Raw genomic sequence first — 13,732 nt, 5'->3', positions numbered from 1 at the left:
TTGCTTCATGAAAGTATTATATATTCTTACACTCGTTCCTTTTATCGGCATATTAGGGTTTCTTCCTTTTGTTAATAAAGTAGAACCTTATGTATTGGGGATGCCTTTTTATATGTTTTGGATGGCGATGTGGGTCGTGCTCACTTCCGTCACTCTAGCCGTCATGTATAAGTTGGATCCTAGGAACCGAGAAGGTGAAGAAGAATGAATATTGCTCTTATCATTATTTTAGCATTTTTACTTTTATCGATTTTTCTTGGGATCCGTTCGACAAAAGGAAAAGACATGAACCTGGAACAATGGACGGTGGGCGGCCGCGGTTTTGGTGCCATATTCGTCTTTCTATTGATGGCAGGGGAAATTTACACAACCTTCTCCTTCCTTGGAGGAAGCGGCTGGGCTTATGGAAAGGGTGCGCCCGCTTTATACGTCCTCATTTATATTACCTTGTCTTATGTATTATCCTATTGGCTACTTCCGGCCATTTGGAAATACGCAAAAGAAAATCGGCTTATGTCACAATCCGATTTCTTCGTAAGCAAGTACAAGAGCCCAACTCTAGGGATTCTTGCTGCCCTTGTCGGCGTGGTATCGATGATTCCGGTCGTCGTCGTACAGCTCAAAGGCTTAGGGATCATTGTTTCCGAAGCATCATATGGCGCCATTTCCATGTCCACCGCTGTGTGGCTTGGAGCTATCAGCCTGACCATTTATGTCATGATTTCCGGCATTCACGGATCAGCCTGGACCGCCGTCATCAAGGACATCATGATGATCGTCATCATCGCATTCCTGGGCATTTATCTTCCGATTCATTACTTTGGAGGTCTTCAACCGATGTTTGAGACCATAAATGCCGCCAAACCAGGTTTCCTGACGCTGCCCGAACAAGGTCTTAGCGTTTCGTGGTTCATCTCGACCGTCATCTTGCTCGTATTTGGTTTTTACATGTGGCCCCAAGTATTCAGTGCCGTCTATACGGCCCGGAGCGGAAAAACATTTCGTAAAAATGCCATCATCAGTCCACTGTATACGCTCATGTTACTATTTGTCTTTTTTGTAGGATTTGCAGCGATTTTGAAAGTGCCTGGACTGGAAGGCGCCGATGCCGACCTTTCCTTATTGCGCCTTGCGATACAGACCTTTGATCCATGGTTTATAGGAGTCATCGGTGCGGCTGGCATGTTGACGGCATTAGTACCAGGATCGATGCTGTTGATGAGCGTCTCTACGCTCCTTGCGAAAAATGTCTATAAGGAACTCCATCCTGGAGCATCAGACCGGCATGTGGTACGTTTGGCCAAGTTACTCGTTCCCGTGATTGCACTCATATCCGTTTACTTCACCTTAAATGGCGGAGAAACGATGTCTGCTTTGATCTTGATGGGATATAGCTTCATTACACAACTATTCCCGTCCCTGTTATTCAGCCTGAAAAAGAAGAACTTTATCAATAAATATGGGGCAATAGCGGGTATCATCTGTGGATTGGCCATCGTCACCTACATCACCATCAGCCAATCGACAATCGGCACGCTGTTCCCATCCTTGCCACAAGCGGCGAAGGATCTGAATGTCGGAATCATCGCCTTGGCTGTGAACTTTATCGTGATGATGGTTGTCAGCCTCGCATTCAAGAAGCTGGTAGTTGGCGAAGTTAAATCCGTAGTGGTTAAAGAAGTATAAAAAAAAGCAATCGGACCTCAGTGAAAACTGAGATCCGATTGCTTTTTTTGTCTTAATGGGCCTTCCTGAACCGATCATTACCGGAGAATGAATCCTTCCGGCAATGTGGCTTTCATCAAGATGGCCGTTTCCTTGAGCCTTTCTTGATTGTAGGAGGAATGCTGGAGCAAATCATCATCCAGGTAGGCTGGGTGGGTCATTACCTCCACGCTTTTGCCCTCACTAATCCGCTCGTTAAGGGTTTGAAAGTAATCGACGGCCGCCTTTTCCCCATAAAAATCGTCAAGGAATGTATCGGTCACTGTTTCAATGTCCTGAAAATGGGGTCCCGCTTTTCGGACTGGTAGCCCATAATGGGCGGAAAGCTTTTTCACGACCGGCCAAAAGGCCGGGATCGCATGGACATGATGATGACTGTCAAAGTGGGTCGGCATCATCCCCAAATCGATGAATTTATCAATCTGGGCAGACCATTCCCTCTCCAACTCTTCCAAGGAAATACTACCCGGGTTCCCATATACCTCATCTTGCTTTTTGAAGTTTCCCTCTCTGTCTACAAGGCTAGGCACATCATGTAGCAGCGGCCGTCCCCATGTCAGGACAAGATGGATGCCCACCTTAAGCGTGCGATGATCTTTGGCAATTCTGATGGCATGATCGGTCGCTTTTGCATTCATCATCATGGTCGCCGAATTGACTATTCCATTTTTGTGGCTATTCAATATGCCGTAATTCACAGCCCGCGAAAACCCGAAATCATCAGCATTGACCAGCACTTCAATCATGAAAACTTCCTTGTAATTCCTTATTCTCGAAGAACTGCGGCAAAAATTCCTTATGCGCCAAGAGCATTTCATCCAGAATCAATTTCCCCACCCGGTCACTTGGAACTAGTGGGTTGATGGTCATCGCAAGCAGGGCCGTATCATAGTTGCCTGTTACGGCAGCCTCGATAGCCACCCTTTCAAAGGACTTAATTTGCTGGACGAGTCCGCGAACGGCTACCGGTAATTCACCTACCGTAATCGGTTTTGGACCATCCTTCGTAATCACACAGCTCACTTCAACGGCTGAATCGTACGGGATGCCTTCAATCGCACCATAATTCATCGTATTGACCGCCTGTATATCACGTTTATCCGTATACATGGAATGGATCAACCGAACCGCGGCATCACTGTAGTAAGCGCCGCCCCGTTCTTCAAGCTGTGGTGGCTTGATGTCTAGATCGACGTCTTTATATAGTTCAAATAGTTCTGTTTCCAGCTTTTGTACGACCTCAGCCCTTGTTTCCCCATTTTCTGCATCCTTCAGCTCTTGAGCCAGGATATCTCCCGTTTTGTAGTAATAATTGTGATATGGGCAAGGAAATAAATTCAATGCACGAAGGAATTCTGGCTCCCATCCCATCGCATGGATATTCTTCATCGTCACCGCTTTATCCGGGTCTGAAATCATATCGATAATTTCCTCTTTCACGCTCTTTCCATCCACGAATACATCCAACCCGTATACCATATGGTTCAATCCGGCGAAATCAATTCGCACCCGGTCCGGTTCCACCTTCATCAACTCGGCGACACCACGTTCCATCCCGATTGGCACATTGCATAGACCGACGATTTTAGTGATGTTGCTATGACGCAGAACCGCTTCCGTGACCATGCCGGCAGGGTTTGTGAAATTGATCAACCAGGCTTTCGGGCAAATCTCTTCCATCTCCCGGGCGATGTCAAGAATGACAGGAATCGTCCGAAATGCTTTGAACAACCCGCCTGGTCCATTCGTTTCCTGACCGATGACCCCATGCTTCAGCGGAATTTTCTCATCAAGTGCCCTGGCAGCCAGCTGCCCGACCCGTAATTGGGTCGTGACATAGTCGGCACCCTCTAGAGCTTTCTTACGGTCAAGCGTTAAGTGAATATCAATCGGCACTCCCGCTTTTTCCACCATCCGTCTTGCCAGCCCGCCGACGACTTCAAGCTTTTCCTTGCCAGCTTCTATATCCACGAGCCAGATTTCACTTACAGGAAGCTCCTTATAATATTTAATGAATCCTTCAATCAGTTCCGGCGTATAGCTTGAACCTCCGCCTATCGTAACGATTTTCAACCCCTTACTCATTCCGCTGTCCCCTCCTTGATCTTGTTGGCTCCAAGAAACTCTTCTCTCATCTCAATCATTTCAACCGCCAAATCCTTCAAAGTCATCGCCGTCATCAAATGATCCTGTGCGTGTATCAGGATAATCGGGATGTCTAATTTCTCGCCACCCGCTTCCGCATGAATCAACTGGGTCTGAAATTTATGCGCCTGCAATAATTCCGTCTCCGCCTCCGCTATCTTCTGCCTGGCTGCTTCGAAATCTTTTTTCTTGGCTTCTTGCAAGGCTTCCATCGCAAAGCTCCGTGCATTTCCACTGTGTAAAACAAGTTGGAAGGATAACTGATATAATTCTTCTTTTTCCATGTTCCCCACTTCTTTCTTAAAGACTTACTGATTCTGATTCCGAATCCTTAGTAAGCTCCGTTTTATTTTTCGAATCAATTTTCACTTGGGCATACACGAATGGCAAGTAGATTACGGTTGAAATGACGAGATTGATTCCTGCCAGGACAGCCCCCGAAACATGGCCACCTGTTGCCAAAAATCCTCCGACAATCGGCGGGGTCACCCATGGGATTTTGGCTACAATCGGGAAGACCAGACCGCTGCTCACCGCTAAGTACGAAATGACTGTAGTAATGATAGGTCCTAGAACGAATGGAACCAACCAGATTGGATTCAATACGATGGGAAGCCCAAAAAGAATCGGTTCGTTGATTTGGAAAAGTCCCGGGGCCCCACCAAGCCCAATCATCTGTTTATACCGCCTTCTACCGGCTATGATCATCGCAATGATCAAGCCCATCGTTCCGCCCGATCCACCTAGATAAACAAAAGCATCAAGAAACGAGCCGGCCAAGACGCCATATTGGTCCATATCTGTAATGCCTTTTGCATACAGATCAATATTCTTTACGCCAGAACTTTCAAAAAGCGGTGTCGTGATTCCACCAAGAATGTTCGGTCCGTGCAATCCCACCATCCATAAAATATGGACGAAAAAGACAAGAAGGATGGCAAATGGAAGTGAATCCACGGCCCCTTGCATCGGAGATACGATCACTTTACTTAACCAGTCATTCACGATCTGGCCATTCGTTGCGATACGGAAAAGCAATCCGAACACCCCGATGATGAAAATGGTTGCCATGCCTGGAATCAATTTGGCAAACGAGCGCCCTACTGCAGGAGGTACACCCTCCGGCATGTTGATCACCAAGAATTTGAGTTTGGAAAGCCTTACAAAAATCTCCGTCGCAATAAGGGAAACGGCAATCCCCGTAAAGAGAGCGGTTGCATTAAAGTAATTGGTACTGATGAAGCCAGCTGCCTCGCCTGATACGACTTTGTTATCAACCGTCAGCGAGACCAATCCCATCTGTGGAAGCAATAAGAAGAAACAGGCCGCCGAAATGAGCATCGCCTCGAATCCATCGTCTCCATAAGATTTAGCAAGTTTATAAGATATACCGAAAACGGCAAAAATGGTCATGAATGCAAAGGTACCGAATGAAATGTCATTGCCAAGCGTCGTCCAGGTAGGACCGAAAATGGCTTCCATCATTCTTCCGTATGGCTTGATGATTTGCCCTAGATTATTCAATAAAACCGCGAACGATCCGATAATTGTAATCGCTATCATTCCAATCAACGTGTCACGAATGGCCAACAGATGTCGGTTATTCCCCAACTTGACTGCAGCCGGCATAATGTACTTATCAATGAAAGTCATCATATCCTTATTCTCCTTTTATCAAAGTAACAGCTTGTTTGAGCACTTCTTCCCCGTTGCACAAACCATAGAACATCGGATTGATTGTATCGACTGGAATGCCTTTTGCTGTGCCTGCTTGCTTCATCTTAGAAAGCAGGAACCTAACCTGTGGCCCTAGTAAAACGACATCTGCCTTATCCATTTCTCTGTCCACCTCAGTAGAAGACACTGCCCATATGCGGCAATCTATGCCTTGTTCCTTCGCACTTTTCTCCATTTTCGTCACTAGTAAACTCGTAGACATTCCCGCAGAACAACATAATAAGATATTCATAGATTTCTCCCCTTTTCATTTCTAAATATTCTGTATTTTTGATGTAAATAGGTGTTTCCTTTTCTTATGTTCACCTTTTACGAATGTATCTCCTCCTTTTTGAATGGAACATTGGTCATTACCTATATATTCCATTGTATAGTCATTTATATCTAATTTCAATACAAATTTTAAATTTGTTACTACAAATAACTTTATAGTTGATTCTTGTTGTAACAAGATATACTCTAGAAGTAGCGAAAAATGTCTAGGAGGAAGCATGTTGAAAACCACGAATAAAGTGACAGCCCTTCATTCTGCCGTAAAGGAATCCATCGTTCAAATGATAAAGAATGGGGATTATCAGCCAAACACTAAATTACCGACCGAAGCAGAATTCTGTAAATCATTCGAAGTGAGCAGGACGACCGTCCGAACAGCCCTTCAACAACTTACCGTGGAAGGGTATGTGTACCGGATTCAAGGTAAGGGAACCTTCGTTTCAGAAAATAAAGTACGCCAAACACTTACCAGCACGGTTGAAAACTTTTCCGATCAGGTGATGATGCAGGGCAAAAACCCCTCCACCAAGGTCTTGGGTTTAACGGTCATTGAAGCAAACGCATCCCTTGCCAAACGATTCGACCTTGATATTGGTGATCCCATCAATAAACTCGTTCGGGTGCGTTATGTAGATTCCGTCCCACTTCAATACGAAGTCGCCTACCTACCGTGGCATAAAACACCTGGTCTTGATATGAAGGCCTGTGAAACATCCCTTTTCCGACTGCTTAAAAACCAGTTTAATCTCAAAGTCCTGAAAACCATCGAACATCTGGAACTGGCCCTCGCCGACGAGTCCATTGCAGAAAAACTGGAAATTCCCAATGGATCTCCCTGTTTCTCGCTTGAAACCCATACGTACGAGGCCGACCAGAGCGTCATCGAATACTCCAAAACCTACTTCAGGGGAGACCGTTCCCATTTCGTAATTGAAAGGAATTATGAATGATGCAAAAAGAACTGCCCATCATGACATGGACAGTTCTTTTTGTATCAGAAAACATCATAAGAGAAAATCCGGTGAATGATGGCTTGAAGAATCTTTTGATTGCCTCTGTCTTTTCTTAACCCGTTCTATATGGGTGACCTTCACACTAGCCTAAAATCATAGTTGTCAAACGGTTTACCGCCGTATGCAAAGTTTCTTTCCCCTCTACACATGCCATTGCAACACCATAAATGCCCCAACTCCAAAATGTAGCAAGTAAATAATGTTCTTCCTTCACACCATACTCTTTATCTAATAAGGCTTGTAAAGTTTCCGTCAATCGTTGTTTAATTTCATGGTCCATTTTCGATTTAAATTCTTCAAGAGCATGTTGACATTGTAGGGATAAATCTATTTGAGAACTCATAATAGCCTGTAGCGACATAATAATCGTTTGTTCATCGATGACTTCTTGTAATGCTACTTCTTTAAAAATTTCTTTCGTAAGAACTTCTCTTTGAATCTCATCGATTAAATCGTATTTATCCATAAAATGATAGTAAAACGTTGAACGGTTAATCTCTGCTTCTTGTGTAATATCAGCAATGGTAATATCACTAAATTCCTTTTGTTTAATCAGTCTCATAAAACCATTCATGATACTTTGCCTTGTCCGTTGGATTCGTGGATCTTGTTTTTTCATTCGTACCCACCTTCTCAAAACACTATAATTTCTAACACTTGTTGGATGAATTGAATGACCCGATTATAACAGAAGAATTTCCAGAAAAAAAATAAGCAATTCGTGGTCCATTCAAATGGACCACGAATTGCAATATAAAGATTATAAACGATTAGAAGGTTTGGGCTAATTGCTTCGCACGCTCGATGCCTGCTGCTTTAATTTCCTCAGCTTTAGTTCGCATGGCATCATGTCCTTCAATAAATAAACCTTCAAATTCAGTAATGCCCATGATCGCCATCAATTGTTTTAAATAGCGATTGCCTAGCTCTAAATGTGCTAAAGGATAACCTTCTGAATAAAAATCACCACGGGCTTGAATGTGAAGCACTTTCTTACCTTGAAGTAAGCCTTCAGAACCTTTTTCTGTATATTTAAACGTTTTACCAGGTACAGCTACGGCATCAATGTATGCTTTCAGAACTGCTGGGAATAAGTAATTCCATAACGGCGTTACGAATATCATTTTATCTGCTGAAACAAATTGATCGAGAATTTCGTTTAAGCGACTAACTTTCGCTAATTCCTCAGTTGAAAGAGCGTCCATTGGCTGTCCTGCACGAAGTTTTCCCCAACCACTGAAAACATCTGCGTCCAAATTTGGAATTTCTTCCTTAAATAAATCCACGGTCACGATTTCATCCGTTGGGTTTGTATCTTTATATGTTTCAATAAATGCTTTTCCTGCTGCCATACTAGCCGAACGATTTTCATCATTTGGATTTGCTGTAATGAATAACACCTTAGTCATAATAATTACCTCTAATTCTTTTAAATTTACAACAACTGTTGTGAAACTTAGTGTAAAATGATTGATTAACTAAACAAACCATCAATTTTATCGGCTTGTTGCAAATCCAACATTTAGCTGATATTGACTAAAAAGTGAATAATCAAAATAATCATCAATTAGGTGACCTCATATAAAAATACGGATATTAGCCTTTGTACATGTAAAAAGGCATGAGATGTATGGATTTCTCCTGTACTCTCATGCCTCTTATCTTCATATCATACTTTTAACACGCAGGAAGTTTACTCTACCTCTTCCTCACCCTCTAAATCATCCGGGTAGACGACTTCGTCAAAGACTTTTTGCGTCGCCGCATCTTTAACCGATATCGTAACTTTATACTCATCCGGGCTTGCTCCATTAAAAACTTGATAGTACATGCCAGTTATCCCTAGTCCCATGGCGGCAAAACCGTCGAAACCATTCTCATATGTTTCTTTATCCACTTCTAAAGTAAACTTTGAAAACGCCTTGTTATGGGAGACCTCTTTAATGGATGGATAATCTTTGCCATTCTTCATCTCTTCCATTGTCTCTTCCGCATTCTTTTCTAAGTCTTTCATCATTTCCTTATGCTTAGACTTCGGCATTTTATACGTTAATGATCCGTCCTCGTTTTTCGTCACTTTACTTACACCATCTTTTTTGGCTTCAGCAATGACGCTATCGATGTCCTCACCTTCAAAGAATGAAGCAGGCAATGTCACTTCTACGTTTAGGAGGCCTTTATCGACCTTCAATGCCCCCTCTTCATCTTTTTTTGATGCATTATCATCATCAGATGAGCAGGCTGCAAGCATCGCCATCATTACCATTAAAAAGATAAACCCAAATTTCTTCATACCGTATCCCTCCTATATATGTATGATCGATCATAATTCTTCAAGTAAAAAAATCATTTCAAATCACTTTAACATTATATAAGAAAAGTATTGATCCAGTATAAGTATTTTTTGTTTCCTTTAATTAAGCAGAAATTCACATGATACTTACTGGTTATTCTTTATGGGTAGTTCGATTACATTCAAGTTTTCTTATTGTCGTATGGTTTCTTCCAGATAAGAAATGCTAAGGGAAAGGACGGTTGGTTACTACTCAATCGATTTGTTATTCAATGAAATCACTAACGCTCCTGATACTATTTCCGAAATCCCCTTGCTTTCCTAGTTAGATGGCTCTGATTTAATCGTCAATGGACAGCCCCTTCGGGAGAATTGATCGGCCACTATCATTTAAAAGAATAATAGGAAATATTCCGAAATAACTTTCTTTTTTTAGCGTTTCTAAGAACAGGAAATATCGAGAAAATTATGGAATAATTAGGGTGATTCCCTTTCAAAATTATCCACATTTTTACAAAAATGCTATTAGTAATCTATTTTTCTAGTTCTTATTGCTTGTGTTTTTGTCGAAAAAAGACGATTATAGAGATAGAAAGCAGACCTGGATGATTCCTCTATCATTGTTCAAACAATCGTGTTCATCAGGGTTAGTTTTCTAAACCAATTAAAGGGGAGAAATACAACTATGATTTATGCTAATCCTAATACAGAAGGTTCTGTCGTACAATTCAAAGAAAAATACGATAACTTTATTGGTGGAGAATGGGTTGCACCCGTTAAAGGCCAATATTTCGAAAATAAATCACCAGTAACTGGTAAAGTATTCACAAAAGCTGCTCGTTCTACTGTTGAAGATATCGAATTGGCATTAGACGCTGCACATGCTGCAAAAGCTGCTTGGGGAAAAACTACTCCTGCTGAACGCGCTCGCATTTTAAACAAAATCGCTGACCGTATAGAAGAAAACTTAGAAATGATTGCTGTTGCTGAAACTTGGGACAACGGTAAAGCAGTACGTGAAACATTGAATGCCGATATTCCATTGGCAATCGATCACTTCCGTTACTTTGCAAGTGCCATTCGTTCTCAAGAAGGCCGCACAACTCAAATAGATAATGATACAGTAGCATACCACTTCCAAGAGCCACTTGGTGTTGTTGGACAAATCATCCCTTGGAATTTCCCAATTCTAATGGCTGTTTGGAAAATCGCTCCAGCTCTAGCTGCAGGTAACTGTATCGTCATGAAACCAGCTGAACAAACTCCAGCTTCTATCATGGTGTTGGTTGAATTAATTCAAGATATCATCCCTGCTGGTGTTCTTAACATCGTTAATGGTTTCGGTATCGAAGTTGGTAAACCACTTGCTACAAACCCACGTATTGCTAAAATTGCTTTCACTGGTTCAACTGCAGTTGGTCGCCAAATCATGCAATATGCAACTGAAAACATCATCCCTGTAACACTTGAACTTGGTGGTAAATCACCTAACGTATTCTTTGAAGATGTAATGGATAAAGACGATGCTTACCTAGATAAAGCAATCGAAGGCATGGTTATGTTCGCATTGAACTCAGGCGAAATCTGTACATGTCCTTCACGTGCTCTTATCCAAGAATCAATCTATGACAAATTCATGGAACGTGCACTAGAACGCGTTAAACAAATTAAAGTTGGTAACCCACTTGATACTGAGGTAATGATGGGTGCTCAAGCTTCTAATCAACAAAAAGAAAAAATCCTTTCTTACATCAAGCTTGGACAAGAAGAAGGCGCTGAATTACTTATCGGTGGAGAAGAAAACAAATTTGATGGAGAACTTGAAACTGGTAACTACATCAAACCGACTGTTTTCAAAGGAAACAATAAAATGCGTATCTTCCAAGAAGAAATCTTTGGACCAGTACTTGCTGTTACTACTTTCAAAGACTTCGATGAAGCAATGGAAATCGCAAACGATACTCTTTACGGCTTAGGAGCTGGAGTATGGTCTCGTAGTGGAGATATCGCTTACCGTGCTGGTCGTGGTATCGAAGCTGGTCGTGTTTGGACAAACACATACCACCAATATCCTGCTGGCGCAGCATTCGGTGGATACAAATTATCAGGTATCGGCCGTGAAAATCACCTAATGATGCTTGATCACTATCAACAAACAAAATGTCTATTAGTAAGCTACGCTAAAGACGCTCAAGGATTCTTCTAAATCGAAAGGATACGATCAAACATGGTAGAACGTGTTATTGCAACGAACGAAGCACTTACATTAATAGACTCTATTAAAAAAATACATGGCTCTATCATGTTTTATCAATCCGGCGGCTGTTGTGATGGATCTTCTCCGATGTGCTATAGAGAAGGAGATTTTCAACTGGGGGATGCAGACATCCATCTCGGTGCGATTGGCGATGTACCCTTCTACATGCATAAAAGCCAATACGATTATTGGAAGCACACGCAACTGATCATCGATGCAACTGAAGGACGAGGCCCGGATTTCTCACTTGATAGCGTGGAAGACCAACATTTCATCACACGCTCGCGGGTTTTTTCAGAGGAAGAATACCAAGAAGTGAAAAAAGTTTTATAGCATGTTAAAGAGCATTCCCAAAAGTCTAATTTGGCTATTGGGAATGCTCTTTTCATTATTATTTACTTCGTTTCTTTGACAGGTTTGAAAGTGATATACATGTATAAAATAATCCAGTTGCAATCAACAACTGGATTATTTCTTAGAAAATCTCGTTCAATTTTATTTATTTTTTCTTAAAAACAACCTTTTTCAAACCAGAAATATAAATACGATCTCCAGATTTAAGTGTATTGGTTACACTTTTAACTCCAAAACCATCAGATTCACTTGTGAGAATTTCGTTTACAAGTAGGCTATTACCTCTTTTAATGATTAAATTCCCTGTTCCGTCTGATGTAACCATTTTATATTTTCCGGCATTTATATCCTTACCTACTGTCCAATATCCCGCATGTAGTGTATTGGATTTAACGTTCGATACACGTGTAAACTTTACACTGTCCAAACCACTTATTTTAATTTTATCTCCAGCTTTTATATCCGTTGTAACTACTCTTACTCCAAAATCATCATATTCACTAGTTAAGACCTCATTTATAAAGCGATCTGTGCCCATACCAATAACTAAGTTTCCACTTCCTGAATTTGTCGTGATCTTGTATCGCCCTGCTTTAATATCCTTGCCTGCTTTCCAAGTACCGGCACTTAAGTTTTTCACGTAGGGTTTCGCTTTCACTTTGATCGTTGCCGAAGTCTTTTTGCCGTTTGTAGTGGTAGCGGTAATTTTTACTGTCCCTACACCAACGCCTTTGACTTTCCCTTTACTACTGACAGTTGCAACTTTTTTATTGGAAGTCGACCATTTCACTGTTTTGTTTACCGCATTACTTGGGCTCACTGTTGCAGATAAGGTTAATGTCTTTCCTTGAACGATGGTAGCTGAAGTCTTATTTACCTTTACAGACTTTGCCACAATTGGTGATTTAACCGTTACTTTCACCTTAACCGCTTTAGCATCTTTAACATTTGCTGTAATGGTTGCGGTTCCTTTCGCTTTGCCCGTAACCTTACCTTTGCTGCTAACCGTTGCGATTTTTTTATTCGAGGTTGTCCATTTCACTGTTTTATCCATACTATCGGATGGGGAAACCGTTGCGGTAAGCTGTCCTGCTTTACCTGCTGTTACAGTTAAGCTTGTTTTATTTACTTTTACAGTTTTTGTAGAGACCTTCACCTTTACTTGTTTCACAACGTCACTATTATCTTTTGCGGTCGCCGTAATGGTAGCAGAACCGTTCGCGATTCCTTTGATAGTACCTTTTGAATCTACTTTTGCCACCTTAGTGTTGGAGCTTTTCCATACAACTGTTTTATTTGTAGCATCCGATGGAGCAACGGTCGCCGTTACTTTTACTGTTTGTTTCTTTGTGATATTTAAAGATGCTTTGCTCAACTTCAAACTTGTTGGCACTTTTATTACAGTTACTGTAATACTTTTCTTAATAGATGGATTGCCATTTGCAGTAGCAGTAATAGTTGTAGTACCTGCATTAACCGCTTTAATTTTTCCATTTACATCTACTACTGCAATTTTAGGGTTTGCACTAGTCCAGTTTATGCTTTGATCAGTAGCATCAGCGGGGTTTACAGTCGCTGTTAACTGAGCCGTTTTATTTAACTTGATTGATACAGTTGATTTGTTTAGTGTAATGCTTTGAGGAGCCACAATCTCCTCAACTAATGAATCTGTGTTTTCCGCTTGAGCTGTACTGCCTAATGATACCGATAACGCTAACATCAGCATGAAAATAACTTTTACCCAAATATTTCTTTTCAAATACAAAACCTTCTTTCAATTTTTCATTATTCACGACTAATCATCATCAAACAACTTTCTTAACACAAAATTATAATATAAAAGTGCTCTATTTCATCGAAAAGACTTTCACACTACGAAATTACCTTGATTAGATTATTCGATAAATTATATCCAAAGTTAAATCTATCACTTTA

General features: G+C 41.3%; 14 protein-coding genes. 5 read left to right on the top strand and 9 right to left on the bottom strand.

All coding sequences use genetic code 11. The features are described from left to right. Positions 1–7 precede the first annotated feature (7 nt). Complete coding sequence (locus tag ACIQXQ_RS16935; RefSeq protein ID WP_402871609.1) at positions 8–208, top strand: DUF3311 domain-containing protein; 201 nt, start codon at positions 8–10, stop codon at positions 206–208. After that, positions 205–1,686: a sodium:solute symporter family protein gene (locus ACIQXQ_RS16930; RefSeq protein WP_402959032.1), complete on the top strand. Its 1,482-nt coding sequence runs from the start codon at positions 205–207 to the stop codon at positions 1,684–1,686. Before ACIQXQ_RS16935 ends, ACIQXQ_RS16930 begins: the two co-directional genes overlap by 4 nt. 77 nt (positions 1,687–1,763) lie before the next feature. Here ACIQXQ_RS16930 and chbG read toward each other — a convergent pair whose 3' ends face one another. Genes chbG through ACIQXQ_RS16905 form a run of 5 tightly spaced genes read right to left on the bottom strand, consistent with a single transcriptional unit; the run spans position 1,764 to position 5,839 of the window. Then, positions 1,764–2,471 (bottom strand): chitin disaccharide deacetylase, encoded by a 708-nt coding sequence (gene chbG / locus ACIQXQ_RS16925; RefSeq protein WP_402871614.1) that lies wholly within the window; start codon positions 2,469–2,471, stop codon positions 1,764–1,766. After that, positions 2,464–3,810: a 6-phospho-beta-glucosidase gene (locus tag ACIQXQ_RS16920; protein ID WP_402959030.1), complete on the bottom strand. Its 1,347-nt coding sequence runs from the start codon at positions 3,808–3,810 to the stop codon at positions 2,464–2,466. Before ACIQXQ_RS16920 ends, chbG begins: the two co-directional genes overlap by 8 nt. Continuing rightward, entirely contained in the window at positions 3,807–4,154 is a 348-nt protein-coding gene (locus ACIQXQ_RS16915) for a PTS sugar transporter subunit IIA (protein WP_402871619.1), read from the bottom strand. The genes ACIQXQ_RS16920 and ACIQXQ_RS16915 overlap by 4 nt, the downstream gene beginning before the upstream one ends. A 16-nt stretch (positions 4,155–4,170) precedes the next feature. Continuing rightward, a complete protein-coding gene (locus ACIQXQ_RS16910) occupies positions 4,171–5,526 on the bottom strand; it encodes a PTS sugar transporter subunit IIC (RefSeq protein ID WP_402871622.1) in 1,356 nt (451 codons plus the stop codon). Positions 5,527–5,530: 4 nt separating this feature from the next. Next, positions 5,531–5,839, bottom strand: a complete 309-nt coding sequence (locus ACIQXQ_RS16905; RefSeq protein ID WP_402871625.1) for a PTS sugar transporter subunit IIB — start codon at positions 5,837–5,839, stop codon at positions 5,531–5,533. A 262-nt stretch (positions 5,840–6,101) separates the two neighbouring features. On the opposite strand from ACIQXQ_RS16905, the gene ACIQXQ_RS16900 reads away from it, so the two are divergent. Further along, on the top strand, positions 6,102–6,830 hold the full coding sequence (locus ACIQXQ_RS16900; RefSeq protein WP_402871628.1) for a GntR family transcriptional regulator: 729 nt from the start codon (positions 6,102–6,104) through the stop codon (positions 6,828–6,830). Positions 6,831–6,975: 145 nt separating this feature from the next. Here ACIQXQ_RS16900 and ACIQXQ_RS16895 read toward each other — a convergent pair whose 3' ends face one another. From ACIQXQ_RS16895 to ACIQXQ_RS16885, 3 genes are all read right to left on the bottom strand, one after another. Continuing rightward, a complete protein-coding gene (locus tag ACIQXQ_RS16895; RefSeq protein ID WP_402959028.1) occupies positions 6,976–7,512 on the bottom strand; it encodes a TetR/AcrR family transcriptional regulator in 537 nt (178 codons plus the stop codon). Between the two features lie 151 nt (positions 7,513–7,663). Beyond that, positions 7,664–8,302, bottom strand: a complete 639-nt coding sequence (locus ACIQXQ_RS16890) for an FMN-dependent NADH-azoreductase (RefSeq protein ID WP_402871634.1) — start codon at positions 8,300–8,302, stop codon at positions 7,664–7,666. Between the two features lie 284 nt (positions 8,303–8,586). Further along, entirely contained in the window at positions 8,587–9,186 is a 600-nt protein-coding gene (locus ACIQXQ_RS16885; RefSeq protein ID WP_402959026.1) for a hypothetical protein, read from the bottom strand. Positions 9,187–9,871: 685 nt separating this feature from the next. Here ACIQXQ_RS16885 and exaC point away from each other — a divergent pair. Together exaC and ACIQXQ_RS16875 are read left to right on the top strand one after the other, a co-directional pair. Continuing rightward, positions 9,872–11,392, top strand: coding sequence for an acetaldehyde dehydrogenase ExaC (gene exaC / locus ACIQXQ_RS16880; RefSeq protein ID WP_402959024.1), 1,521 nt, complete (start codon positions 9,872–9,874; stop codon positions 11,390–11,392). 21 nt (positions 11,393–11,413) lie between these two features. Continuing rightward, positions 11,414–11,776, top strand: coding sequence for a DUF779 domain-containing protein (locus ACIQXQ_RS16875; RefSeq protein ID WP_402871643.1), 363 nt, complete (start codon positions 11,414–11,416; stop codon positions 11,774–11,776). Positions 11,777–11,942: 166 nt separating this feature from the next. Here ACIQXQ_RS16875 and ACIQXQ_RS16870 read toward each other — a convergent pair whose 3' ends face one another. Beyond that, a complete protein-coding gene (locus tag ACIQXQ_RS16870) occupies positions 11,943–13,556 on the bottom strand; it encodes an Ig-like domain-containing protein (protein ID WP_402959022.1) in 1,614 nt (537 codons plus the stop codon). Between the last annotated feature and the right edge of the window lie 176 nt (positions 13,557–13,732).

It is taken from the genome of Peribacillus sp. NPDC097198 (genome assembly GCF_044762055.1).
In the GTDB taxonomy this organism is placed as follows: Bacteria; Bacillota; Bacilli; order Bacillales; family DSM-1321; genus Peribacillus.
The sequence above is the reverse complement of the archived record's forward strand: the minus strand, read 5'-3'. Positions and strand labels throughout refer to the sequence as shown.

What these genes read in the sequence shown, in the direction of transcription:
- ACIQXQ_RS16905 (WP_402871625.1), bottom strand. Translation starts at nt 5,839, where the DNA reads ATGAATATCTTATTATGTTGTTCTGCGGGAATGTCTACGAGTTTACTA.
- ACIQXQ_RS16915 (WP_402871619.1), bottom strand. Translation starts at nt 4,154, where the DNA reads ATGGAAAAAGAAGAATTATATCAGTTATCCTTCCAACTTGTTTTACAC.
- ACIQXQ_RS16885 (WP_402959026.1), bottom strand. Translation starts at nt 9,186, where the DNA reads ATGAAGAAATTTGGGTTTATCTTTTTAATGGTAATGATGGCGATGCTT.
- ACIQXQ_RS16935 (WP_402871609.1), top strand. Translation starts at nt 8, where the DNA reads ATGAAAGTATTATATATTCTTACACTCGTTCCTTTTATCGGCATATTA.
- exaC (WP_402959024.1), top strand. Translation starts at nt 9,872, where the DNA reads ATGATTTATGCTAATCCTAATACAGAAGGTTCTGTCGTACAATTCAAA.
- ACIQXQ_RS16930 (WP_402959032.1), top strand. Translation starts at nt 205, where the DNA reads ATGAATATTGCTCTTATCATTATTTTAGCATTTTTACTTTTATCGATT.
- ACIQXQ_RS16890 (WP_402871634.1), bottom strand. Translation starts at nt 8,302, where the DNA reads ATGACTAAGGTGTTATTCATTACAGCAAATCCAAATGATGAAAATCGT.
- ACIQXQ_RS16920 (WP_402959030.1), bottom strand. Translation starts at nt 3,810, where the DNA reads ATGAGTAAGGGGTTGAAAATCGTTACGATAGGCGGAGGTTCAAGCTAT.
- ACIQXQ_RS16895 (WP_402959028.1), bottom strand. Translation starts at nt 7,512, where the DNA reads ATGAAAAAACAAGATCCACGAATCCAACGGACAAGGCAAAGTATCATG.
- ACIQXQ_RS16910 (WP_402871622.1), bottom strand. Translation starts at nt 5,526, where the DNA reads ATGATGACTTTCATTGATAAGTACATTATGCCGGCTGCAGTCAAGTTG.
- chbG (WP_402871614.1), bottom strand. Translation starts at nt 2,471, where the DNA reads ATGATTGAAGTGCTGGTCAATGCTGATGATTTCGGGTTTTCGCGGGCT.
- ACIQXQ_RS16875 (WP_402871643.1), top strand. Translation starts at nt 11,414, where the DNA reads ATGGTAGAACGTGTTATTGCAACGAACGAAGCACTTACATTAATAGAC.